We start from the raw sequence: 20,344 nt of genomic DNA on the forward strand, positions 1-20,344 counted from the left end.
CCGACAGACCACTGGTAAGCCGTGTGCGGGAAATCCGCATGCACGGTTTGGAAGGGGGCGTTCGCTCCTGGATTTATTCAATTTAGGAACCAACGTCTACCAATGACTCGTCATCCCACGCATGAGCCGAATCGATGAATCAGGCTTCGACAGCCGCAGCCTGCAGCTGTTGCTGGCGGTGCTGGAAACGGGCAGCGTGACCGGCGCAGCCCAACGGCTGGGCGTCACGCAATCCGCGGTCAGCCACGGCATGGACCGCCTGCGCGCCCTCACTGGTGATCCGCTGTTCGTGAAGTGCGGGCGCGGCATCGTGCCCACGGCGCGGGCCGAGTCCATGGCCGGACCGGCGCGCGAGCTGCTGGGCGCGCTGCAGCGCTTCGGCCAGCAGGCCGGCTTCGACCCCTCGCGCTGGGAAGGCACGGTGACCATCGCCGCCAACGACTTCCAGCGGGATCTGCTGCTGCCTGCACTGGCCGCGCGCCTGCGGGCGCAAGCGCCCGGGCTGGCCCTGCGCGTCATCCAGTCGGCCGTGCCGCGGCTGGAGATGCTGCGCAGCGACGACTGCCAGATCGTCATCAGCCCGCGGCCACCAGCCGGCGGCGACATCGTGCAGAAGCGCCTGTTCGAGGACCAGTACCGCGTGTTCTACGACCCCGCCGTGCGCGGTGCCCCCGCGGGCGTGGAGGAATACCTGCGGTCTGCCCATGCCACCGTGGTCTACGAGCCGCGCCGCAGCCTCGACATCGACCAGCAGCTCGAGGCACGCGGCATGCGCCGCCGCTTCGCGGTCAGCGTGCCCGGCTTCGGTGGCCTGGCGGCCTTCCTGCGCGGCAGCGACCTGCTGGCCACGGTGCCCGGCCTGCTGGCGCGGCACACGCTGCGCGGCTTGGCCCACTGCGCGCCGCCGGTGGCCTGCCCGCCAATGCCGATGTATGCGCTGTGGCACCTGCGCTACCAGCAGGATCCCGCCCATCAATGGTTGCGCCAGCAACTGCTGGCCTGCGTGGAGCCTTCACTCGCCCCCAGCGAGCCGCCCGTCAGCGCGCCGCGTCGCGATGCTGCTGCCGCCAACGCTGCGGCGTGAGGCCCGTGCGGCGCTTGAAGAAGCGGCAGAAGTACGAAGGGTCCTCGAACCCCAGGTCGGCCGCCAGGCTGGCCGCGGGCGCGGCGATGTAGGCGAGGCGCCGGCAGGCCTCCCGCGTGAGGCGCGCATGCACCACGGCCAGTGCCGGCTGGCCTGTCTCGGCACGCACGAGTCGATTGAGCCGAGAGGTGGAAAGCCCCATGCGCGAGGCATAGCGCTCCAGCGTCCAGTGCTCCAGGAAGTGCGATTCCACCAGCAGCACGAAGCGGGCGTAAAGCGCGGGGTCCCGCCATGTCCGGCCCGTTTCCTCTTCGGCCTCTCGCGCGGACTGGCGCCGGGCCTGCAGCTCGGCCAGCCGCCATACGGCGGCGCGGGCCAGCCAGGCCACCACCGGTGTCTCCGTGGCGCCTGGCTGCGCGAACTCCGCCGCCAGGGCGCGCAGCAACGCATCCAGACGCGCAGCGGCATCCGCGTCGTCCACCGGCACCACGCCGGGCCGGGAGAACAGCGCCTGGAAGGCCGGGCCGCTGGCCTGCGACTCACCCTCCAGCAGGAAGCGCGGGCTGAGCGTGAGCACCAGGCCATCGGTCTCGGGCGCGAAGCGGAAGCCATGCACCACGCCGGGCGGCACCACGACGGCGGCCGGGGCATCGACGCGCAGCCGTGTCTCGTCCAGCGCCACGGTGGCCGCACCGCGCATCAGCCACACCACCTGCACCAGGCCCTGGTGCACATGCCCCGCGATCTCCCAGTGATGCAGGCGGCTGCGGGACTGCACCTCCTCGATGTGCAGCAGGTCCTGCCCGGGCGCATCGACCGGCTCGCCGTAAAGTGCAAACGTGGGCACCGGCAGGCAACCCCGCCCATGAGGGGCGGCCCTGCGGGAAGCGGTGGATGCAGCGCGTGCGGCCATGCGCCAATTGGATCGAAAAGTGCCATGCCGCGTGCATCTTTGTGCAGTGCCATTGCGGCAGGTCAAACCTACAGTGCGGCCACCCCCGAGGAGACCGCCCCATGTTCCGCTTCGATCCCTACTCGCCGGCCATCGACGCCGATCCCTTCCCGTACTACCGCGTGCTCCGCGAGCAGCACCCGTGCTTCTGGAGCCCCGAGGCGCAGATGTGGGTGCTGTCGCGCTACGCGGACATCGTGACCGCGCTGAACGACTGGCAGACCTACTCGTCGGCCAGCGGCAACCTGATGACCGAGCTGCCCGGCCGCGCCGGCGCCACGCTGGGCAGCTCCGATCCGCCGCGGCACGACCGCCTGCGCGCGCTGATCCAGCATGCCTTCATGAAGCGCAACCTGCTGGCGCTGGAAGAGCCGATCCGCGGCATCGCCCGCGACGTGTTCTCGCAGTTGCGCGGCGTGGAGACGTTCGACTTCAAGGACGTGTCGTCCCAGTTCACCGTGAAGGTGCTGATGGCCGCGCTGGGCCTGCCCATGGGCGACGAAGCGCTGGCCTCTGAGCAGGAGGTGCGCGACAACGCGGTGCTGATGGTGCAGAGCGATGCCCGCACGCGCGCCAAGGGCCCCGAGCACATCGCGGCCTACCAGTGGATGCAGGACTACGCCTCGCGCGTGATCGCCATGCGCCGTGCCGAGCCGCGCAACGACCTCATCAGCCACTTCGCACAGGCGGAGATCGACGGGGACCGCCTCGACGAGCGTGAAGTGCTGCTGACCACCACCACGCTCATCATGGCCGGCGTCGAATCCCTCGGCGGCTTCATGATGATGTTCGCCTACAACCTGGCGACGTATGCCGAGTCGCAGGCGGCCGTGGTGGCGAACCCCGCCCTGCTGACGGACGCGGTGGAAGAGAGCCTGCGCTTCAACACCTCGGCCCAGCGCTTCCGCCGCCGCCTGATGAAGGACGTGACACTGCATGGCCAGACCATGCGTGAAGGCGACTTCGTCTGCCTGGCCTACGGCAGCGGCAACCGCGACGACCGGCAGTTCCCCAACCCCGACCTGTACGACATCCACCGCAAGCCGCGCGGCCACCTGGGTTTCGGCGGCGGCGTGCATGCCTGCCTGGGCACCGCCATCGCGCGCCTGGCCGTGCGCATCGCCTTCGAGGAGTTCCACCAGGTCGTGCCGAAGTACCGGCGCGTGGCCGATCAACTGGCCTGGATGCCCTCTTCCACCTTCCGCAGCCCGCTGGTGCTGGACCTGACCACCGCCGCCTGAGGAGCACGACGCATGCCGCACATCACCTATGTCGAGGCCGACGGCCAGGCCACCACCATCGACCTGCCCGAAGGCTGGACGCTGGTGCAGGGCGCCCTGGCGAACAACATCACCGGCATCCTGGCCGAGTGCGGCGGCTCGTGCACCTGCGCCACCTGCCACTGCTACGTGGACGAAGCGCGCCTCGCCGAGCTGCCCCCGCCCGCGGAGGGCGAAGCCGCCATGCTGGATTTCGTGGCCGCCGAGCGCCGCCCCAACAGCCGTCTGGCCTGCCAGATCCGCGCCACGGCGGCGCTGGATGGGCTGCGGGTGGAACTGCCGGCGAATCAGGAGTAGGCGCCCTCCCCCGTCATTCCCCCGCAGGCGGGAATCCAGGAATTTTCCAGAGGTGGGCGGAGACTGGAAACCGGACCTCGCTACCCGTCGCATCCCTCACAATCAGCGACCGCCCAGGACGGGCCGCTGAAAGCTGATCCACAACAGCGATATGCACAAGTACGGGCCCACAAAAAAGAGCGCGTTTCCCAAGGTTGCAGCTCCAATCCGGCTGGACAGCGCAAGGTAGGCAAACGCTCCCCAGCGCCCCTCCAGCAGGCCGATGGGCTTGTGGGGAATCCCGGGATACCACCAGACTGAGGTGATCAGGATCGACAGCATCGCGATGCCGATGACAGATAGCAGCTTCCTGTCATCGGACTGGAACGGTGTCGTTCGTTCCGCCCTATCGCGAAGGACGATGAAAGCTGTGGTGCAAAGCGTTGTGAGGATCAGGCCAAGTGCCAGGTAGGCGCCCATAAACGTCGGGCTATTGGCTTTCGCCGCAAACGCTTGAATATTGGGAATCGAACCCACCAGATCGATCAGGTGCCGAAGCGCAGGCGGGAGTTCGTTAGGCGAGTCCGGAAGCATCACGGCCGCGACCGTCGTCATGCCCACAAGGATCGCCAACATCGTGCTGAACAGTCGCCACTGAGGCTCATCGCCGATTTGCTGGGATAGATGTGCTGTGGGCATCCAAGGCTATTCAGGCTGAATCGTAGAGGGGGTGGAAACTGGCGTCTGCGCCCAATTCCCCTGGCTCACTTCACCGGCAGGAACAACTTCAGCGGCTCGTCCTGGAAGGCCTCGAAGCCATAGCGCGCGTAGAACTGCGCGGCCTTGTCATCGATCGCATCAACGAACAGGCACACCACGCCGGCATGCTCCGTGATCCGGCGAACGCGTTCGATAGCGTCCATCAGCATGATCTCGCCCAAGCGCTTGCCCTGGTAGCGCTGATGCACGGCCAATCGGCCCAGCCGCACGCCCGGGATCATTCGCGGCAGCTTCCGGCGGCGCTGATTGCTGCGACCCCCATAGCGACGAAACTCTTCGACAGACCCTTGTCTTGCTGCTACCGGGTCACGCCTCGCAGCCAGTCGCCCGGTTCCGCCGGCCGTAGTCAAAGCCATGCCGATCAGGGCCGCCAGTCAAAGGAACGACCGACTTGGGAGCCCTGTGCGTCGACTCGCCTGGCCTTCTGATAGCGCTTCATGGCGGCCTTGAGCCGCGCATTTGGCTTGGGCGGGTTATCCAGCAGGTCGAGCAGGCGCTCGCAGTCACGACGGGAAAGTCGGAGGGTGGGTACCCTCTTGAGCACGGACCGCACCGAGGACCGGGCCACTGCCGCGCCCGCTTGCCTGCCCGCTACCTTGGCCCTCATGTCGACGCCTCTCCGATTCAGAGGATGCCAAGCGTAACGCAGTCGCCACGAAGGAGACTGGATCAGGCCACCACCGGCGGCCGCCGCACTGCCCCCAAACCTTGATCTGCATCAACCCACCCATCATTACGATTAGTGAAACGCGTTTCTCCATCGTAAATTACGCCCCCATCGCCGCACGGTGCGGCGACCGACGAGGAGACACGCATGGGGGCCTACGCCTATCCCCGATTCCCGTACACGCCGCCGGCTGACTTGCGGGCGGATCCGCCGCAGCGGCGCCCGCTGGTGGTGATCGGCGCCGGCCCGGTGGGGCTGGCCGCCGCCATCGACGCGCGCCTGCAAGGACTGCCGGTGCTGGTGCTCGATGACGACGACACGGTCTCCATCGGCTCGCGCGCGGTGTGCTACGCCAAGCGCGCGCTGGAGATCCTGGACCGCCTGGGCGTGGGCGACCCCATCTGCGACCAGGGCGTGAGCTGGAACGTGGGCCGCACCTTCCTGCGCAATGACGAGGTCTACCAGTTCAACCTGGTGCCCGAGCCCGGCCACAAGCGCCCGGGCATGATCAACCTGCAGCAGTACCACCTGGAAGAGGCGCTGATCACGCGCGCGCTGACCCTGGGCGCGGACATCCGCTGGAAGTACAAGGTGGTGTCGGTGCAGCCGCAGGCGGACCACGTACGCCTGCAGGTGGAAACACCCGATGGCCTGTTCGCGCTGGAGGCCGACTGGCTGATCGCCGCCGACGGCGCGCGCAGCCCCACACGACGCATGCTGGGCCTGGATGTGGACGGCCGCATCTTCATGGACCGCTTCCTGATCGCCGACGTGATCATGAAAGCCGAGTTCCCCGCGGAGAGGTGGCTCTGGTTCGACCCGCCCTTCCACCGCGGCCAGACGGTGCTGCTGCACAAGCAGGCGCATGATGTCTGGCGCATCGACTTCCAGCTGGGGTGGGATGCCGACCCCGAGGAGGAGAAGAAGCCTGAGAACGTGCTGCCGCGCCTGAAGGCCATGCTGGGCGAGGACCGGCCGTTCGAGCTGGAATGGGTGAGCATCTACACCTTCCAGTGCCGGCGGATGAAGGAATTCCGCCAGGGCCGCGTGCTCTTCGTCGGCGATGCCGCGCACCAGGTGTCGCCCTTCGGCGCGCGCGGCGCGAACTCCGGCTTCCAGGACACCGACGACCTGCTATGGAAGCTCAAGCTGGTGATGCAGGGCCACGCGCCCGATAGCCTGCTGGACACCTACAGCGAAGACCGCGTCTACGCCGCCGACGAGAACCTGCTCAACTCCACCCGCTCCACCGACTTCATCACGCCCAAGAGCCGTGCCAGCCGTGTCTTCCGTGATGCCGTGCTGGACCTGGCGCGCACGCAGCCCTTCGCGCGCAAGCTGGTCAACTCGGGCCGGCTGTCGGTGCCCAGCTACCTCACGCAGTCGCGGCTGAACACGCCGGACGCGGATCGCTTCCAGGGTGACATGGTGCCCGGCGCGCCGATGGCCGATGCCCCGGTCAGCAAGGGCGGACAAGACGCCTGGCTGCTGGACCAGCTCGGTGGCGCGTTCACCCTGCTGTGCTTCGCGAGCAGCACCAGCGCCGTGCCCGCCGCCCTGCGCGACAAGGCGGCGGAGCTGGCCGCGGGCGAGATCCCGGTGCGCACGCTGGTCGTCACGCCGCAGGGTGGCGAGCTCGCCGGCCTCACCGTGCTGGCCGACGCCGAAGGCTGGGCCGGCCAGCGCTACGACGCCGGCGATGGCGCGCTGTACCTGATCCGCCCCGACCAGCATGTGTGCGCGCGCTGGCGCGGCTTCGATGCCGCCGCCGTGCGCGCCGCCCTGGCCCGCGCCACCTGCAACGCCTGAGAGGAGAACCCGTCATGCCCCTGCAGACACAACCGAACTTCAATGAGCCGGGCCGGCGCTACTTCCGCGACTTCAGCCCCGGTGACGACTTCTACGAGGCGCTGATCGACGCGCACCGCGACCTGAGCGACGAGCAGAGCGAGCGCCTGAACGCGCGCCTGGTGCTGCTGCTGGCCAACCACGTCGGCGACATCGCCGTCATCCGCGAGGCGCTGGCCGTCGCGCGGCAGGACATCTGACAACGAGACCCGAGGACACCATCATGAGCATCCGCAAGATCCACCACGTCGCCTACCGCTGCAAGGACGCCCGCGCCACCGCCGAGTGGTACGAGAAGCACCTGGGCATGAAGCTGGTGCTGGCCATCGCCGAGGACCAGGTGCCCTCCACCAAGGCGCCGGACCCGTACATGCACCTGTTCATGGACGCGGGTGGTGGCAACATCCTGGCCTTCTTCGAGATCCCGAACTCGCCGCCCATGGGCCGCGACGAGAACACGCCCGAGTGGGTGCAGCACATCGCCTTCGAGGTCGAGAGCGTGGCCGAACTGGAGGCCACGCGGGACCGCCTGCAGGCCGCCGGCATCGACGTGGTGGGCGTGACCGACCACACCATCTTCAAGTCGATCTACTTCTTCGATCCCAACGGCCACCGTCTGGAGCTGGCCGCCAACACCGGCACGCCCGACATGTACCAGCGCCTTGACGCGGTGAAGTGGGACATGGTGATGGAGTGGGATCGCACGAAGAAGGCGCCCAAGCACGCGGCGTGGATGCACGAGAAGGAGTTTGCTTAGGCCCCTCACACCCCCAGCGTCACCCGCACCTCCAGCCCGGGCTGCGCATTGCGCAGCAGCAGCGCACCACCATGCGCGCGCGCGACCAGGCGGCACAGGTACAGCCCCAGCCCGACGCCTCCGGTCGCCCGCTCCCGCGCTGCATCCGGCCGGTAGAACGGCTCGCTCAGCCGCTTCAGCGCGGCCTCCTCCACGCCCGGCCCCCAGTCGCGCAGGGTGAAGTAGACGCGGTCCGCCTCCACCTCCAGCCGCAGCAGCGGCGCCTGCGCCTCGGCCGGCGTGTGGCGCAGCGCGTTGTCCAGCAGGTTGCGCAGCAGCAGTCGTGTGCGCGCGGGATCGACCCGCACCAACGGCGATGCGCCAGCCCCTTCCACCCGCACCTCGCCCGCTCGCGGCCAGCGCGCGGCCAGGGTGCCCAGCACCTCGTCGATCAGCGCGCGCAGGTCGGTGGGCTCGCGCTGCAGCGCCTGATGCCCCAGACCCAGCCGCTCGCTCTCCAGCAGGTCCGCCACCAGATCCGCCATCTCGCGCAGGTCCCCCAGCAGCGCGGTGCGCCGTTGCCCCGTGTCCCCCGTGTCGTCCAGCAACTCGGCATGCAGGCGGGCGCGGGTGATCGGGCTGCGCAGTTCATGGCTGATGGCCAGCAGCAAGGCGCGCTTGGCATCCAGCATGCCGTGCAGGCTGGACGCCATGCCGTTCACGTCGTGCGCCAGTTCCCCCAGCTCATCGCGGCGCCGCACCGGGATGGGCTGCGCGAACTCGCCCTCGCCGAAGCGCCGAGCGCCCGCGCGGATGTCGTCCAGCGGCCGCAGCATCCGCCGCACGTAGTGGTAGGCCGCGGCCGTGAGCAGCAGCATCACCGCCAGCGTGGCCCAGCCGATGAAGCGCGGCCGATCCCGCCAGGGCCTCAGGTTCAGGCCCAGGTCGACGCGATGGCCGTCCGCCGTGCGCCGTGACAGCAGACTCGCGCCGCTGCCGTCATCCTCGCGTTCATACAGCCACTGGTCCCTCCGACGCCAGCGCTCGTCGCTGTCCTCGTTGTCGGGCAGGCTGTGCCAGTTCACCTGCGGGCCGCTGATGCGGATGACGATGGGCAGCCGCTCCGCCAGGCGCCGCGCCTGCTCCACGCTGGGCGGCGTGCCCAGCTCGCGCACGAGGCGGTCCACGTAGTCCGCTACCAGCGGCCGTGCGGCGTCGCGCCAGCCCGCCGTCAGCGCGCGCTGCATGCCATAGAGGAAGACGGCCGTCATGGCGAAGGCCAGCAGCAGGAACAACGCGACCAGGCGCGCGCGCAGCGAGTGCGCGAAGCGATGTCGCACCCTGCGTGCCTGCTCGCGCAGGCCGGCCGGGCGCGGTGGCGCGTCGGATGCAGAAGCCTGCGGCGCGCCCGTCTCAGCCATGCGGTGCCTCCGCACCTTCACGCCGCAGCGCCAGCGCATAGCCGGTGTGCCGCACCGTGCGGATCGCCTCCAGCGGCTCCAGTTTGCGGCGCAGCCGGCTCACCACGATATCCACCGCACGCGTGAACAGGTCCGCCTCATGCCCGCGGAGCCGCGCCAGGATGTCGTCGCGCGTGAACACCTTGCCGGGCTCGCGCGCGAGCATCAGCAGCAGCTCGAACTCGGAGCCGGTGAGTTCCACCGCCTCGCCCTGGCGCAGCACGCCGCGCGTGACCGGGTCGATCACCAGCCCGTCGAAGCGCAGCCGGCCGTCCGGTGCCGGCGCGGCCACGCGACGCCGCAGCACCGTCTGCAGCCGTGCCACCAGCTCGCGCGGCTCGAAGGGCTTGGGCAGGTAGTCGTCGGCGCCCAGCTCCAGGCCCAGCACCCGGTCCATCACTTCACCCCGCGCGGTGAGCATCACGATGGGGATGTCCGATTCGGCACGGATCACGCGGCACAAGGCCAGGCCGTCCATCTCGGGCAGCATCACATCCAGGATGGCGGCGTCGAAGCCGCCGGCGCGCAGCAGGGCCAGGCCCTCGCTGGGACGCGTGGCCTGCTGCAGCGTCATGCCGTAGCGGGCCACGTAGGCGGCCAGCGGCTCGCCCAGGCCCGCGTCATCGTCGATCAGCAGCAGCCGCGGCATGCGGGTCATTGTGGCACCCGACGCGCTTGCCAAGGGCGCGAACGGCGGCACCACGTGAACTCTGCGGACTTCAACCATGCACTCGCCCATCGTCAGGGACTGTTGCAAAGCTGGGCCAGTTCCTCGGGCGCGCAGGCCGCCTCCAGGCCTGGCAGTTCCGGCAGGATGCCGAGATCGGCAATGGAGGCACCGATGCCCCGCGCGGCAGCACGCAAGGCCGGCAGATGGCGCGCCACCATCTCGCGCTCCGACAAGGCCCGGCGATTCCAGTTGATGTTCAGCGATCCGACCACCCAGTCCGCATGCACGATGGGGACCGCAATGGCATGCAGCGCATCGTCGCGGGCCGGCTTGTTGTAGCCGCCGCCCCGGTACTGGCGCGCCCGCCGCGCGTAGCCGATGCGCCGCGCCTCCTGGACACGTCGCTCCAGGTCGCCCGAGGCGATCACCGCGGCGTTGTGCGGGTCCCGGCCGAGGCGCGCGCACTCCACCAACTCCCGCCGCCGGCTCTCGGTCAGTGCGGCCAGATAGGCCGTTCCGGCCGCGGAGCCGAGCAGGTTCACGCGCACGCGCCCGGGTGCGCGGCGCACGTAGAAGCGGGACTGCCGCAGGCTGGACTCCAGGACCGTCATGTAGTCGTCGTCCCTGTCATGGATGGCCAGGTCCGACGGCCACTCCACCTGCTGGCACAGGCTGTCCAGCCAGGGCGCCGCCACGTCCGCCAGACGCTCCGAGGGCGTCATGCCGCGCGTCAGGCCCTGCAGCTGGATGCTGTTGCGATAGCGCTGGTCCATCGGGCTGCGGCGCACGGCCTGCTGCGCGATCAGGGTCTTGAGCAATCGCAGCAGCGTCGGGCCCGACAGCCCGGTCACGCTCTTCAGCTCGATCAGGGTCGCGCCCTGCGGCCGGGCCTGCAGCGCCCTGAGCACCTCGAACGCACGCTCCACCGCACGGATGGTCTTGACGCTTTCCAAATTTCACTCCGTGTACTTCGCGTGATTTTCGCTTGGCTGGGTCGCGCCACGAAAGCTAAGGTCCCGGCAGGAGACCTGAACATGAATGAAGTTGCATGGCACACCCGGCGGCGCGCATTGCTTCGCATGGGCCTTCCGCTGCTGGCGGCGGCGGGTGGATGGAACGCGACGGCGCAAGCCGCCCGGCTGCGGCTCGCCACGATCACCACCGGCTTCGCCCCCGGCGGCTCGTCTGACGTCCTGGCCCGCATCCTGGCGGACCACCTGCGTGGGCGCCACGCGGACGCGGTGATCGTGGAGCCCAAGGTTGGCGCTGGCGGGCGCCTGGCGGTGGAACACGTCAAGAACAGTCCGGGTGACGGCACCAGCCTGCTGGTCAGCCCGAGCGGCATGATGGTGCTGTTCCCGCACATCTACAAGTCGCTGCGCTACGACCCGCTGGTCGACATCACGCCGATCACGCCATTGGCGAAGTTCCCCTTCTTCCTGGCCATCGGGCCCATGGTGCCGGCCACCGTGCGGACCCTGCCCGAGTTCGTGGCGTGGTGCCGCGCCAACCCCAAGGAGGCCTCCTTCGGCTCGCCGGGTGCGGGCACCAGCGCGCACTTCTCGGGGATCATGCTCGGTCGCAGGGCCGGCATGGAGTACGCCCACGTCGCCTACCGCGGCATGGCGCCACTGGTGCAGGACCTGATCGGCGGGCAGATCGCCTCCGGCGTGCTGACGCCGGTGGAAGCACTGCCCATTCTCTCCAGCGGCAAGCTGCGGCTGATCGCCAGCACGGGCGTCACGCGCTCGCGCTTCACGCCGGACGTGCCGACCTACACCGAGCTCGGCTACCCGGACATCGTGATCGAGGAGTCCTTCTCGCTCTACGCCCCTGCCTCCATGCCGGCGGAGATGGCCAACCAGCTGGCGACCGTCACGCACCAGATGCTGGCGCAGCCGGAAACCCAGGCCCGGTTCGCGCAGCTCGGCCTGGAGGTCGCGCCCGCCATGCCCGCCCAGTTCAAGGCGAACCTCAAGGCGCTCTACGATCGCTGGGCCGGCATCGTCCGTGCCTCCGGCTTCACGCCGACGGACTGAGGAACCCGCATGCAGAAGGATCAGGCATCGCAGGGCGCCGCCAGCCCCAAGGGGGTTCCGGTCGTCGCCGAGGCCGACGTGGTGGTGATCGGCGGCGGCCCCGGTGGCTTTGCCGCCGCGTTGCGCGCCCGGCGCGAAGGATGCAGCGTGGTGATGGTCGAGAAGTTCGACATGCCCGGCGGCGTCCACACCTCGGGGCTGCAGGGGGCCGCCAACCCCGGCGTGGGCGGCATCCACACCGAGCTGATGGAGCGGTTCGCGCGGGAAGGCTGCATCTACACCGCCGACGAGACCAACCTGCCGGGCTGGGCCGGCAACGCGCTGTCGCACTATGACTACTACCTGCCACCGGGGAGTCCGTTCAAGCGGGTCTCGTTCAACCCGGACGGCGCGGGCAACATCATGGTGCGCATGCTCGAGGAAGCCGGCGTCCAGGCCATTTACGGCGCGACCTTCGTCGATGTGGAGATGGAGCCGCACGGCGACCAGCGCCGCATCACGCACGCCATCATCGAGACGGTGAGCGGCCGGGGCGCCATCCGCGGCAAGGTGTTCGTCGAAGGCTCGGGCACCGCCGAAGTCGTGGCGCGCGCGGGGGCCCCCTTCGTGCGCGGCGGCGGGCGCCAGCCCGGCACGCTGGGCGACGGCACCAGCCGCCCCATCCCGGGCGGGCTGCTCTGGATCATGAGCGGCATCGACTTCGCCCAGACCGTCGCCTACCAGCAGCGGGAGGATGATCCCGCCCTCAGCAAGCTGATCAACCAGGCGCGCGCCGCCGGCGACATCCCGCCCGAGCTGTACCGGCCGCGGCTGGCCGACAAGGGGGTGTACGGGGACCACTACATCGGCCACCCCACCGTGGACATGAGCCCCATCCAGGGCCCGGGCACCTTCATCCTGTGGCAGAACGTCCCCTACGAGTGGGCGCTGCACATGGACGACGACGCCGAGCATGCCTCGCGCGCGCGCAGGGAACTGCGGCGCCTCATCGACGCCGAGGCCCGCTTCCTCAGGCAGTACGTCCCCGGCTTCCAGGATGCCTTCATCGTGCATGTGGGCCGCTACGTGGGCGTGCGGGACGGCCGGCATCCGCTGGGCGAATACGTGTTCTCCATCGAGGACGCGCGCGAGGAGCACCGCTTCCCGGATGCGGTGACGCGGCCCATGACCAAGACCTTCTTCTGGGACAACTTCACCCGCTACACCTTCGAGGTGCCCTACCGGTGCTTTCTGCCCAGGGAGGTGAACAACCTGCTGCTGACGGGCGCCTCGCTGTCCTTCACGTTCGAGACCATCTTCATGGTCATGCGCAACTTCCCCTGGTGCACCCAGACCGGCGAGATCGCCGGCCTGGCGGCCGCCCGCAGCGTGCACGCCGGCATCACACCCAAGCAGCTGGTGTGGTCGGAACCGATTTTCTGAACAGGAGGTGGATCCATGCTGAACAGACGACAGCTTTGCAGCGGCATCGCCGCGTGGGTGGGGGTCGGTGCGGCGAGCGTCCGCGCGCAGACCTTGCCGCAGACCATCCGCTTCATCGTGGTGGTGCCGCCCGGTGCCTCCATGGACAACATCACGCGGCTCGTCGCGGACCGCCTGAAGGACACGCTCAAGCGCAACACGCTGGTGGAGTACAAGGCGGGCGGCACGGGGCTGGTCGCCTCGCAGTTCCTCAAGTCGACCGAGCCCGACGGCAGCTACGTGATGTTCGCGCCCCTTGCCGTGGCGGCCTTCTTCCCGTTCCTGTTCGCGAAGCTCCCGTTCGATCCGGATACGGACCTCATCCCCATCTGCGACGGCGTGCACATCCCGCATGCGCTGACGGTGAGCATGGGCTCCGGTATCCAGAACATGGCGCAGTTCCTGGCCGCGGCCCGCGCCGACCCGCTCAAGGGCAACATCGGCACGTCGAGCATGAGCAGCGTGGGTGCCCTGCTGATCCATCGGCTGCGCCAGATCACGGGCATCGACCTGCAGCTGGTCGCCTACAAGGGCGGCCAACCCCTGCTGACCGACCTGCTGGGCAACCAGATCGGGGCGGGCATCTCTGTCATCTCCGACTACCTCGCGCAGCACAAGGCGGGGCGTGTCCGCGTGATCGCCACGGGCGGGCCGCGGCGTTCGGCCCTGGCGCCCGATGTGCCGACGCTGATCGACTCGGGCTACCCCGATCTCTACGGCGTCTCCTCCATCGGCTTCTTCATGCGGGGCGGCACGCCGCCGCCCCTGGTGGCCCAGATGTCCAAGGAGATCACGGACGTCCTGCGTTCGCCGGATGTCCGCACCCGCCTGCTGGACATGGGGGCCGAGCCAACCGGCGGCACGCCCGAGGAGTTCCGCCGCCTCGCGCTGTCGGAGCGCGCGCGATGGGAGCCGGTGGCCAAGGCCGCAAACGTCCGGATGGAGTAGGCAGGCCCCGACGACCACGTCCACCTGCCTTCACGAGCGCCAGCCGTGGCGACGGCCCCGCTCCAGGAAGGCGCGCACCTTGGCCTGCTGCTCGGCGTTCAGGCTGTCGTAGAAGTCGCCCAGGGCCGTGATGACCTCGGGGCTGGCCGTGGACACGGCGGCCGTCTTCTGCGTGACGAAGGCTTGCGCGCGGGCACGGTCGAACTTGTCGCCCGCGACCAGCGCACGGACCTCGGCGCGCGGGTCGGTGGCGCCCATCACGGCCTGCCGCTGGGCCTGCAGCTTGTCGGCCAGCACGCCCAGCTTCTGCTTCTGCTCGGCGTTCAGGTCCAGCTTGCCGGCCACACGGTTCACGGCCTTCTCGCGCCACTCGGCGCGCTCTTCGGCCGTCATGTTGGCACGGGGGTGGTCCATGCGGTGGCCGCAGGCGGCCAGGCCGCCGAGGGTGAGGGTGGCGGCAACGGCCAGCAGGGTGCGGCGAATCCAGGTCTTCATGGGGTGTCCTTTCAGGAACAGGTTGACGATGGCGTGATCGTGCGCCTGCCTCACGCGTGCGTCATCGCGGCGCGGTATCGCTTCTTTTCGGTTTGTTTCAACGGGGCGCTGCCTAGAATCGGCCGCTTGACGCCCCTGCCCGACCCGACCGCCCTGCGCGCCGCCAACCGCCGCGGCATCCTGGCCATGTCGGCCGCCATGGCCAGCTTCGTGGCCAACGATTCGCTGGTGAAGCTGGTGAGTGAGTCACTGCCGGCGGCGCAGCTGATCTTCCTGCGCGGCGTGTTCGCCACCGGGCTGCTGCTGGGCATCGCTGTCCTGCTGGGCGCGCACCGAGGTCTCGCGAGCCTCGGCAACGGGCGCGTGCTGCTGCGCGCCGGCTTCGACGGCTTCGCCACACTGGCCTACCTCACCTCGCTGTTCCATCTGCCGCTGGCGAATGCGACAGCCATCAACATGGCCACGCCGCTGTTCATCACGCTGTTTGCGGTCGTCGCGTTCCATGAACGCGTGTCGGCTGCGCGCTGGCTGGCCATCGCCACCGGCTTCGTCGGCGTGCTGCTGGTGGTGCAGCCGGCCGGCGCGGCCTTCAATGTCTATGCGCTGCTGTGCCTGGGCGGTACGCTGCTGCACGCCGGACGCGACCTGACCACGCGAACCATCGACGCGCGCATCCCGGCGATCCTGATCACGCTGAGCACGGCCATCACCGTGACCGTGCTGTCCGGGCTGTGGAGCCTGGCGCAGCCGTGGCAGGTGCCCAGCCCCGTGCAGTTGGGGCAGCTCGCCGCGGCCAGCGTGTTCCTGAGCGGCGGCTACTACCTGATCATCATCGCCATGCGCGGCGGCGAGATGAGCCTGATCGCACCCTTCCGCTACACCGGCCTGCTGTTCGCGCTGGTGCTGGGGTGGGCGCTGTGGGGCGATGTGCCGAACGCGCTGGCCTGGGTCGGCATCGCGCTGATCGTGGGGGCGGGGCTGGCGATGCTGCGGCGGCGCTAGGCTTCCGCAAACTCCTCCGTATCCACCTCCACCCGCGCCTGCGCGCCATAGCGGTGGCCGGCCACGGTGCGCTGGTTGATGTGCGCATCCAGCCGGGCCAGCAGCGCGGCATCGAGCCGCACGTCGAGCGCGCCCATGTTCTCGTGCAGGTGCGCCTCGCTCGTGGTGCCGGGGATGGGGATGAGGTCCGTCCCCTGATGCAGCAGCCAGGCCAGCGCGAGCTGCGCCGGCGTGCAGCCGGCCTCCTGCGCGATGGCCTTGTACCCAGGCAGCAGCGCCAGGTTGCGCGCATGGTTCGTGGGGTCGAAGCGAGGCATGCCCCTGCGGATGTCCTTGGCGTCGAAGGCCGTCACGTCATGCACCGCATCGCACAGGAAGCCGCGCGCCACCGGGCTGAACGGCACGAAGGTCACGCCCAGTTCGCGGCAGGCGGCGAGCACCGCGATCTCGGGATTGCGCGTCCACAGCGAATACTCGGTCTGCACCGCGGTGATGGGGTGCACCGCATGCGCCTTTCGCAGCGTGACGGCTGACACCTCCGAAAGGCCAAGGGTGCGCACCTTGCCCTGCTCCACCAGGCGGCTCATCGCACCCACGCTGTCCTCGATGGGCACCTTCTTGTCCCATCGGTGCAGGTAGTACAGGTCGATCACGTCGGTGCGCAGGCGGCGCAGGCTGTCCTCGCAGTTGCGGATCACCGACTCGGGCCGGCCGTCGATCACGCGCCGCACCACGCCGTCATCGCCCGTCACGCCGGCCATGCCGCCCTTGCTGGCGAGCGTGATGCGCTGCCGATGCGGCTGCAGCACGCGGCCCACCAGCGTCTCGTTGGCGCCGAAGCCGTACAGCGCGGCGGTATCGAACAGGGTGACGCCGGCATCCAGCGCAGCCAGCAGCAGGCGCTCCGCCTGTTCCACGGGTGGCGGCGCGCCATAGGCATGGCTCAGGTTCATGCAGCCCAGGCCAAGGGCGGTGACGTCGAAGGGGCCGAGTTTGCGCGTGCTCATCGCGCAAGCTTAGCGTCAACCGAAGCGCGCGTCCGGCGCCCGCAGGCGCGCCAGGCACAGCGCTGACCAGGCGGGCGAGCCATAGGCCGCGACAAGATCTCGGCCTGCGGCGGACCAGGCGCCATCCGCCGGATCCAGGCCCAGTTCCCGGATGAAGGGCGGCTGCACCACCACGAACTGCCGCCGGAAAGGCAGCAGCACCGCCTGCGCCCCGGCGGCCCGCAGGGCCTCTCGCGCGCGGTCGAGATCGGCAAACCACAGATTCAGCAAGGTGCTGCAGCGCGGCGCATGCCAGAACCTGCCGTGATCGTCGCCCGGGCCCGCCAGGCCACCCAGCACGTGGCGCGCATGGTCCCAGTGCTGAAAGCCGACCTCGCGCGCGGCCTCGTGCAGGCCGTCGCGCAGGCGCGGGCCGCGCGGCGTCGGCCCTGGCAGCGTGGCTTCCTGCGGTCGAGCCGCCCTCTCGCGCCGCTCGCGATTGAGCCGCACGCGGGCGCGGATCTTCAGCTCGTCGAGCGCGGCGGTCATGGGGCGCTCACAAGGCCAGCGCCGGAGACCGTGCCAGGCCCTCCAGCCATTCAGGCGCGTCATCCGTGGCGGCTGGCGATGGGCCAGCAGCGGCCGCGCAGATGGCACCCGCCGTGAGGCGCGCCTCCTGCAGCACGCGCCGCCCCGCGGGCCGCAGCACGATGCGGCCGCTGCTGGCGCCAGGCGCTGGCTCGCGCGCCACCAGGCCGGTCTTCTCCAGCTGCAGCACCTGCCGCAGCACGGCGGGCGCACGCTGGCCCAATGGCCGCACCAGGGCCGTGAGGCCGCTGGCGCCGCCGGCTGCATCCAGCTGGTCGAGCAAACGGAAGTCAGCCCAGGCCAGGCCGTGCCAGGTGCCCAGCTCTTCGTCGAGCTTGAGGTTCAGGCTCGCATGCGCGGCGGACACACGCAGACAGTCTGCCAGCGCGTGATCCCGGCGGGCCGCCCCCTGCGCATCCCGCGCGACTTGCTCGTGAACGGCGTTCATCGCGCGATCTCCCCGTAGGCCTGCAAGTCGCCCGTGACCAGCTCCTGCCGCCACAGCGCCACCAGCGCATCCAGCTCGCCCTGCCAGTCGAAGCCGGGTTCGTCGCGGCCTTTCACGCGGTCGATCACCTCGAAGCGAAAGGCCTCGGGGCCATGCTGGTTCCAGTCGGCCTGCAGCTGCGGGCGGCGATGCTGGCGCAGGCGCAGCTCGAACTGCGTGCGCTGCAGCGCCGCGGGCGCGTTCAGACTGCCGCCGACGTGGATGCGGCCGGTAGGAAGGCAGTGGATGAGGAACACGCCCACGGGCGGCGGCGCCTCGCGGGCTTCGCGCAGCAAGGCGCGACGACGGTCGCCGGCGAGCGGCGTGGGAGAAACGGAAGGGATGGGTGCCATGACAGCTCTCCTGGTGCGCAATCGGCCCATCCCGCGCGGGAGCCGGCGAACAAGAAGAACGGACTGTCAGGTCGGAAAGCGAAGCGACGTCTGGAGGGTGAGAGCCTCTTGTGCGGGCAGGCGCCCCTCAGCACCTGAAGGCGCGGAGTGTAGCAGCGCGGGGCGCGGTGTGCACTGCCTACCTGCCTGGACGGGGATCGTCCTGGCCGCGGCAAGGCCGTGGGATCAGGAATGGGATTTTGACCCCAACTACCGCGCAATGTCTGAAGATGTGTCGTACAGACTGCAGGCGCTGGTAGCCACCGCAGTTGGTGTTGTGGACCAATACACCCATCTGTTCCACGAAGACCCAATATTTATTGAATATGACCACACAAGCCACCCCCACGGAGAGTCCGGAACTGTCCGCACTGGAACTGCAAACGCTGGCCGAACTGCTAGGCGAAGCGGCTGCCGAGTTTGCGGGCCACAGTGCCAACGACTATTCGCTGCCAGCCAACCCAGACAACCATGCGCTGCTGACCCGCGTGATCGCGCATGGCAGGCAAGACTACGGCGACAGCAGCTTGAGCGAAGTGGTTGAAGCCAGCGGGCGCTACCACGTACACGACCATTGGCTGATGCATTACCTGGCGCAGCGCTGCGCAGGCCCCGAGCCCCTGGACAAGGCAGAGCTGCTGGCGCTGGCCGATGTGCTGAAGACGCTGGCACGCGATGACTTTGAGATCTACGACAGCGCCAACATCCAGGGCATGTACCAGCTGGCGCAAACGGAAGACGCAGCCGCAAGCGACAGCCTGATCCAGGGCGCGATCGCCGCTGCGCAGGAAGCCGCAGTAGACAACACCTGGATAGACCCGCTATCCATCGTCAACCGCGAAGAGGAAGGCTATGTGGGGGTAGAGACGGTCTGGTTGATGAAATTTCTGGCCAAACGGTGTGAAGCGCTGGCGACTAGCCGGTCAGCCGCAGGCAGCACGTCCAGTGTGGCCGCAACGGCGCCGAAGACCCCGGCGACAGACAGGCCCGGGGTAAGCGAGAAATGGCGCAAGCAACTAAAGCGCAGTTTGACATTTCAAAAGAATTGGCAACCCGGGTTTGAAGCGGGCGAAAGAAGCGACCTTGAATACTATGTGCTCAACGGTATACAAAAGCCGATACCTGGGGTGCCAATCGACAGTAGCCCGCCCGCCCCCCCCTGGAAACCCTGGCACTCCCATATGCCGAGTACAGAAAGATATGCAGATGCAATGGCCGCACGCTGGCAGCTGGGCATGATCGTAGATGGCTTGCATAACTCTACGGCGGCGGCAACGGCAATGGAAGCCATGTATCTGAACCAGCTAAAAGCCCTTCACTTTCAGTTTCTTCGCGACAAGACGTCTCTGGTGCCTAGGCGCGTCGTCTACTCAAGGTATGTTTCTTTTGCCGCATTTGGTGTGGCTACCGGTCGAACCGCCCAGGCGTTGCGATCGGCCCGCGTTCAACTGCAAGCCGTGCGCATGGGGTTTCACAACCCAAGTTCTTTTGGATGTTTCACCTCGTTGACCCTGCGGCTGTTTGCTGACTCTTTGGGGGAACCCTCGGTCCATATCGAGGGTGATCCCGAGAGTTTGGACAAGAGCGAAGTCCGAGGCGACCCCATCGTCGATGGTCTGCTGGCTGTGTGGCGCGATCCTGACCCCAGCGTGCTGCTCCCGCATTGCCTTGCGGTATGCGACCTTCATACCCACCATGCGCATGAAGTGGGTGATTCATGGTGGCGTGAGTACAAGATACATTGGTCACGCACCCCCGTCGCCATCCTTCTGCTGCTGAAGCTGCGCGAACTGCTGGGTCTGCAAAACCCCCACATCGATCACCCGATGATGGACGACATGCGCCCCCTGCTGGCGTCCAGCCTGCCGCTCGCCGAACCCGATGACCTCATCAAGGCCGTGCGCGCCCAGATGGAAAAAGACGGCTTTGACGAACGGGCTGTGCTGGCCGATCTGGGCGTGGCATTGGACGAGTGAGCGCTCAGAAATTGGATCTGACCCGAATGGCACTTACTTTAGCCACCCGCCCTCCGGCGACAGGCGCAAGTTGTTGATCGTAAAGGAGGTTGGCTGACCTCGGGTCGATAGGATGGTTGGTTACGAAGCTCCCACCCCGTCTCACCGAAGGCCAGCCGCTATGGATCGTAAAGCCCGTCGCGATTCCCATCAATGCCGCTCTCATCCTTCGGTCAGG

23 protein-coding genes are annotated in these 20,344 nt (G+C 68.6%); 11 read left to right on the top strand and 12 right to left on the bottom strand.

All coding sequences use genetic code 11. The features are described from left to right. Positions 1–121 precede the first annotated feature (121 nt). Entirely contained in the window at positions 122–1,084 is a 963-nt protein-coding gene (locus tag ACE3T5_RS16535) for a LysR family transcriptional regulator (RefSeq protein ID WP_374669186.1), read from the top strand. On the opposite strand, the gene ACE3T5_RS16540 is transcribed toward ACE3T5_RS16535, so the two are convergent. Beyond that, positions 1,038–1,931: an AraC family transcriptional regulator gene (locus ACE3T5_RS16540; protein ID WP_374669187.1), complete on the bottom strand. Its 894-nt coding sequence runs from the start codon at positions 1,929–1,931 to the stop codon at positions 1,038–1,040. The genes ACE3T5_RS16535 and ACE3T5_RS16540 overlap by 47 nt on opposite strands. Positions 1,932–2,098: 167 nt before the next feature. Here ACE3T5_RS16540 and ACE3T5_RS16545 point away from each other — a divergent pair, with 167 nt between their 5' ends. Beyond that, positions 2,099–3,277, top strand: a complete 1,179-nt coding sequence (locus ACE3T5_RS16545) for a cytochrome P450 (protein ID WP_374669188.1) — start codon at positions 2,099–2,101, stop codon at positions 3,275–3,277. A gap of 12 nt (positions 3,278–3,289) precedes the next feature. After that, positions 3,290–3,613, top strand: coding sequence for a 2Fe-2S iron-sulfur cluster-binding protein (locus tag ACE3T5_RS16550; RefSeq protein WP_374669189.1), 324 nt, complete (start codon positions 3,290–3,292; stop codon positions 3,611–3,613). 102 nt (positions 3,614–3,715) lie between these two features. Here ACE3T5_RS16550 and ACE3T5_RS16555 read toward each other — a convergent pair whose 3' ends face one another. The 3 genes from ACE3T5_RS16555 to ACE3T5_RS16565 form a co-directional block, all read right to left on the bottom strand. Then, positions 3,716–4,207 carry a hypothetical protein gene (locus tag ACE3T5_RS16555; RefSeq protein ID WP_374669190.1) on the bottom strand — a complete coding sequence of 164 codons (492 nt, stop codon included), beginning with the start codon at positions 4,205–4,207 and terminating at the stop codon, positions 3,716–3,718. Between the two features lie 149 nt (positions 4,208–4,356). Next, entirely contained in the window at positions 4,357–4,593 is a 237-nt protein-coding gene (locus tag ACE3T5_RS16560; protein ID WP_374669191.1) for a GNAT family N-acetyltransferase, read from the bottom strand. Between the two features lie 140 nt (positions 4,594–4,733). Next, on the bottom strand, positions 4,734–4,979 hold the full coding sequence (locus tag ACE3T5_RS16565) for a DUF1778 domain-containing protein (RefSeq protein ID WP_374669192.1): 246 nt from the start codon (positions 4,977–4,979) through the stop codon (positions 4,734–4,736). A gap of 207 nt (positions 4,980–5,186) precedes the next feature. On the opposite strand from ACE3T5_RS16565, the gene ACE3T5_RS16570 reads away from it, so the two are divergent. Genes ACE3T5_RS16570 through ACE3T5_RS16580 form a run of 3 tightly spaced genes read left to right on the top strand, consistent with a single transcriptional unit; the run spans position 5,187 to position 7,644 of the window. Further along, a complete protein-coding gene (locus ACE3T5_RS16570) occupies positions 5,187–6,848 on the top strand; it encodes an FAD-dependent oxidoreductase (protein WP_374669193.1) in 1,662 nt (553 codons plus the stop codon). A gap of 14 nt (positions 6,849–6,862) precedes the next feature. Next, complete coding sequence (locus ACE3T5_RS16575) at positions 6,863–7,087, top strand: DUF2783 domain-containing protein (protein ID WP_374669194.1); 225 nt, start codon at positions 6,863–6,865, stop codon at positions 7,085–7,087. 23 nt (positions 7,088–7,110) lie between these two features. Then, the gene (locus ACE3T5_RS16580; RefSeq protein ID WP_374669195.1) at positions 7,111–7,644 is read left to right on the top strand and encodes a VOC family protein; all 534 of its coding nucleotides are present in this window, start codon (positions 7,111–7,113) and stop codon (positions 7,642–7,644) included. Positions 7,645–7,649: 5 nt separating this feature from the next. Here ACE3T5_RS16580 and ACE3T5_RS16585 read toward each other — a convergent pair whose 3' ends face one another. From ACE3T5_RS16585 to ACE3T5_RS16595, 3 genes are all read right to left on the bottom strand, one after another. After that, complete coding sequence (locus ACE3T5_RS16585) at positions 7,650–9,044, bottom strand: sensor histidine kinase (protein ID WP_374669196.1); 1,395 nt, start codon at positions 9,042–9,044, stop codon at positions 7,650–7,652. Next, positions 9,037–9,732: a response regulator transcription factor gene (locus ACE3T5_RS16590; protein WP_374669197.1), complete on the bottom strand. Its 696-nt coding sequence runs from the start codon at positions 9,730–9,732 to the stop codon at positions 9,037–9,039. The genes ACE3T5_RS16585 and ACE3T5_RS16590 overlap by 8 nt, the downstream gene beginning before the upstream one ends. A gap of 92 nt (positions 9,733–9,824) precedes the next feature. Beyond that, positions 9,825–10,706, bottom strand: a complete 882-nt coding sequence (locus tag ACE3T5_RS16595; RefSeq protein WP_374669198.1) for a helix-turn-helix domain-containing protein — start codon at positions 10,704–10,706, stop codon at positions 9,825–9,827. Positions 10,707–10,787: 81 nt separating this feature from the next. Here ACE3T5_RS16595 and ACE3T5_RS16600 point away from each other — a divergent pair, with 81 nt between their 5' ends. The 3 genes from ACE3T5_RS16600 to ACE3T5_RS16610 are packed head-to-tail and all read left to right on the top strand — an operon-like array spanning position 10,788 to position 14,201. Next, positions 10,788–11,792, top strand: a complete 1,005-nt coding sequence (locus tag ACE3T5_RS16600; protein WP_374669199.1) for a tripartite tricarboxylate transporter substrate-binding protein — start codon at positions 10,788–10,790, stop codon at positions 11,790–11,792. Positions 11,793–11,801: 9 nt separating this feature from the next. Further along, a complete protein-coding gene (locus tag ACE3T5_RS16605; protein ID WP_374669200.1) occupies positions 11,802–13,214 on the top strand; it encodes an FAD-dependent oxidoreductase in 1,413 nt (470 codons plus the stop codon). 15 nt (positions 13,215–13,229) lie between these two features. Continuing rightward, entirely contained in the window at positions 13,230–14,201 is a 972-nt protein-coding gene (locus tag ACE3T5_RS16610) for a Bug family tripartite tricarboxylate transporter substrate binding protein (protein WP_374669201.1), read from the top strand. Between the two features lie 30 nt (positions 14,202–14,231). Here ACE3T5_RS16610 and ACE3T5_RS16615 read toward each other — a convergent pair whose 3' ends face one another. Beyond that, on the bottom strand, positions 14,232–14,696 hold the full coding sequence (locus tag ACE3T5_RS16615; RefSeq protein ID WP_374669202.1) for a Spy/CpxP family protein refolding chaperone: 465 nt from the start codon (positions 14,694–14,696) through the stop codon (positions 14,232–14,234). 126 nt (positions 14,697–14,822) lie between these two features. Here ACE3T5_RS16615 and ACE3T5_RS16620 point away from each other — a divergent pair, with 126 nt between their 5' ends. Beyond that, positions 14,823–15,698: a DMT family transporter gene (locus tag ACE3T5_RS16620; RefSeq protein ID WP_374669203.1), complete on the top strand. Its 876-nt coding sequence runs from the start codon at positions 14,823–14,825 to the stop codon at positions 15,696–15,698. On the opposite strand, the gene ACE3T5_RS16625 is transcribed toward ACE3T5_RS16620, so the two are convergent. From ACE3T5_RS16625 to ACE3T5_RS16640, 4 genes are read right to left on the bottom strand one after another with little or no spacing between them, the layout of a single operon-like run. After that, positions 15,695–16,705, bottom strand: coding sequence for an aldo/keto reductase (locus ACE3T5_RS16625; protein ID WP_374669204.1), 1,011 nt, complete (start codon positions 16,703–16,705; stop codon positions 15,695–15,697). The genes ACE3T5_RS16620 and ACE3T5_RS16625 overlap by 4 nt on opposite strands. 15 nt (positions 16,706–16,720) lie before the next feature. Further along, entirely contained in the window at positions 16,721–17,233 is a 513-nt protein-coding gene (locus ACE3T5_RS16630; RefSeq protein WP_374669205.1) for a hypothetical protein, read from the bottom strand. A gap of 7 nt (positions 17,234–17,240) precedes the next feature. Beyond that, positions 17,241–17,720: an AsnC family transcriptional regulator gene (locus tag ACE3T5_RS16635; protein ID WP_374669206.1), complete on the bottom strand. Its 480-nt coding sequence runs from the start codon at positions 17,718–17,720 to the stop codon at positions 17,241–17,243. Then, positions 17,717–18,112, bottom strand: a complete 396-nt coding sequence (locus tag ACE3T5_RS16640; protein WP_374669207.1) for a GIY-YIG nuclease family protein — start codon at positions 18,110–18,112, stop codon at positions 17,717–17,719. Before ACE3T5_RS16640 ends, ACE3T5_RS16635 begins: the two co-directional genes overlap by 4 nt. A gap of 308 nt (positions 18,113–18,420) precedes the next feature. On the opposite strand from ACE3T5_RS16640, the gene ACE3T5_RS16645 reads away from it, so the two are divergent. After that, positions 18,421–20,127 (top strand): hypothetical protein, encoded by a 1,707-nt coding sequence (locus ACE3T5_RS16645; RefSeq protein WP_374669208.1) that lies wholly within the window; start codon positions 18,421–18,423, stop codon positions 20,125–20,127. Positions 20,128–20,344: the final 217 nt, after the last annotated feature.

This window comes from Ramlibacter sp. (assembly GCF_041916345.1).
Classification (GTDB): Bacteria; Pseudomonadota; Gammaproteobacteria; order Burkholderiales; family Burkholderiaceae_C; genus Ramlibacter.

What these genes read in the sequence shown, in the direction of transcription:
- ACE3T5_RS16610 (WP_374669201.1), top strand. Translation starts at nt 13,230, where the DNA reads ATGCTGAACAGACGACAGCTTTGCAGCGGCATCGCCGCGTGGGTGGGG.
- ACE3T5_RS16560 (WP_374669191.1), bottom strand. Translation starts at nt 4,593, where the DNA reads ATGATCCCGGGCGTGCGGCTGGGCCGATTGGCCGTGCATCAGCGCTAC.
- ACE3T5_RS16575 (WP_374669194.1), top strand. Translation starts at nt 6,863, where the DNA reads ATGCCCCTGCAGACACAACCGAACTTCAATGAGCCGGGCCGGCGCTAC.
- ACE3T5_RS16605 (WP_374669200.1), top strand. Translation starts at nt 11,802, where the DNA reads ATGCAGAAGGATCAGGCATCGCAGGGCGCCGCCAGCCCCAAGGGGGTT.
- ACE3T5_RS16625 (WP_374669204.1), bottom strand. Translation starts at nt 16,705, where the DNA reads ATGAGCACGCGCAAACTCGGCCCCTTCGACGTCACCGCCCTTGGCCTG.
- ACE3T5_RS16555 (WP_374669190.1), bottom strand. Translation starts at nt 4,207, where the DNA reads ATGACGACGGTCGCGGCCGTGATGCTTCCGGACTCGCCTAACGAACTC.
- ACE3T5_RS16585 (WP_374669196.1), bottom strand. Translation starts at nt 9,044, where the DNA reads ATGGCTGAGACGGGCGCGCCGCAGGCTTCTGCATCCGACGCGCCACCG.
- ACE3T5_RS16640 (WP_374669207.1), bottom strand. Translation starts at nt 18,112, where the DNA reads ATGGCACCCATCCCTTCCGTTTCTCCCACGCCGCTCGCCGGCGACCGT.
- ACE3T5_RS16565 (WP_374669192.1), bottom strand. Translation starts at nt 4,979, where the DNA reads ATGAGGGCCAAGGTAGCGGGCAGGCAAGCGGGCGCGGCAGTGGCCCGG.
- ACE3T5_RS16570 (WP_374669193.1), top strand. Translation starts at nt 5,187, where the DNA reads ATGGGGGCCTACGCCTATCCCCGATTCCCGTACACGCCGCCGGCTGAC.
- ACE3T5_RS16545 (WP_374669188.1), top strand. Translation starts at nt 2,099, where the DNA reads ATGTTCCGCTTCGATCCCTACTCGCCGGCCATCGACGCCGATCCCTTC.
- ACE3T5_RS16635 (WP_374669206.1), bottom strand. Translation starts at nt 17,720, where the DNA reads ATGAACGCCGTTCACGAGCAAGTCGCGCGGGATGCGCAGGGGGCGGCC.
- ACE3T5_RS16600 (WP_374669199.1), top strand. Translation starts at nt 10,788, where the DNA reads ATGAATGAAGTTGCATGGCACACCCGGCGGCGCGCATTGCTTCGCATG.
- ACE3T5_RS16615 (WP_374669202.1), bottom strand. Translation starts at nt 14,696, where the DNA reads ATGAAGACCTGGATTCGCCGCACCCTGCTGGCCGTTGCCGCCACCCTC.
- ACE3T5_RS16590 (WP_374669197.1), bottom strand. Translation starts at nt 9,732, where the DNA reads ATGCCGCGGCTGCTGCTGATCGACGATGACGCGGGCCTGGGCGAGCCG.
- ACE3T5_RS16535 (WP_374669186.1), top strand. Translation starts at nt 122, where the DNA reads ATGAGCCGAATCGATGAATCAGGCTTCGACAGCCGCAGCCTGCAGCTG.
- ACE3T5_RS16580 (WP_374669195.1), top strand. Translation starts at nt 7,111, where the DNA reads ATGAGCATCCGCAAGATCCACCACGTCGCCTACCGCTGCAAGGACGCC.
- ACE3T5_RS16550 (WP_374669189.1), top strand. Translation starts at nt 3,290, where the DNA reads ATGCCGCACATCACCTATGTCGAGGCCGACGGCCAGGCCACCACCATC.
- ACE3T5_RS16630 (WP_374669205.1), bottom strand. Translation starts at nt 17,233, where the DNA reads ATGACCGCCGCGCTCGACGAGCTGAAGATCCGCGCCCGCGTGCGGCTC.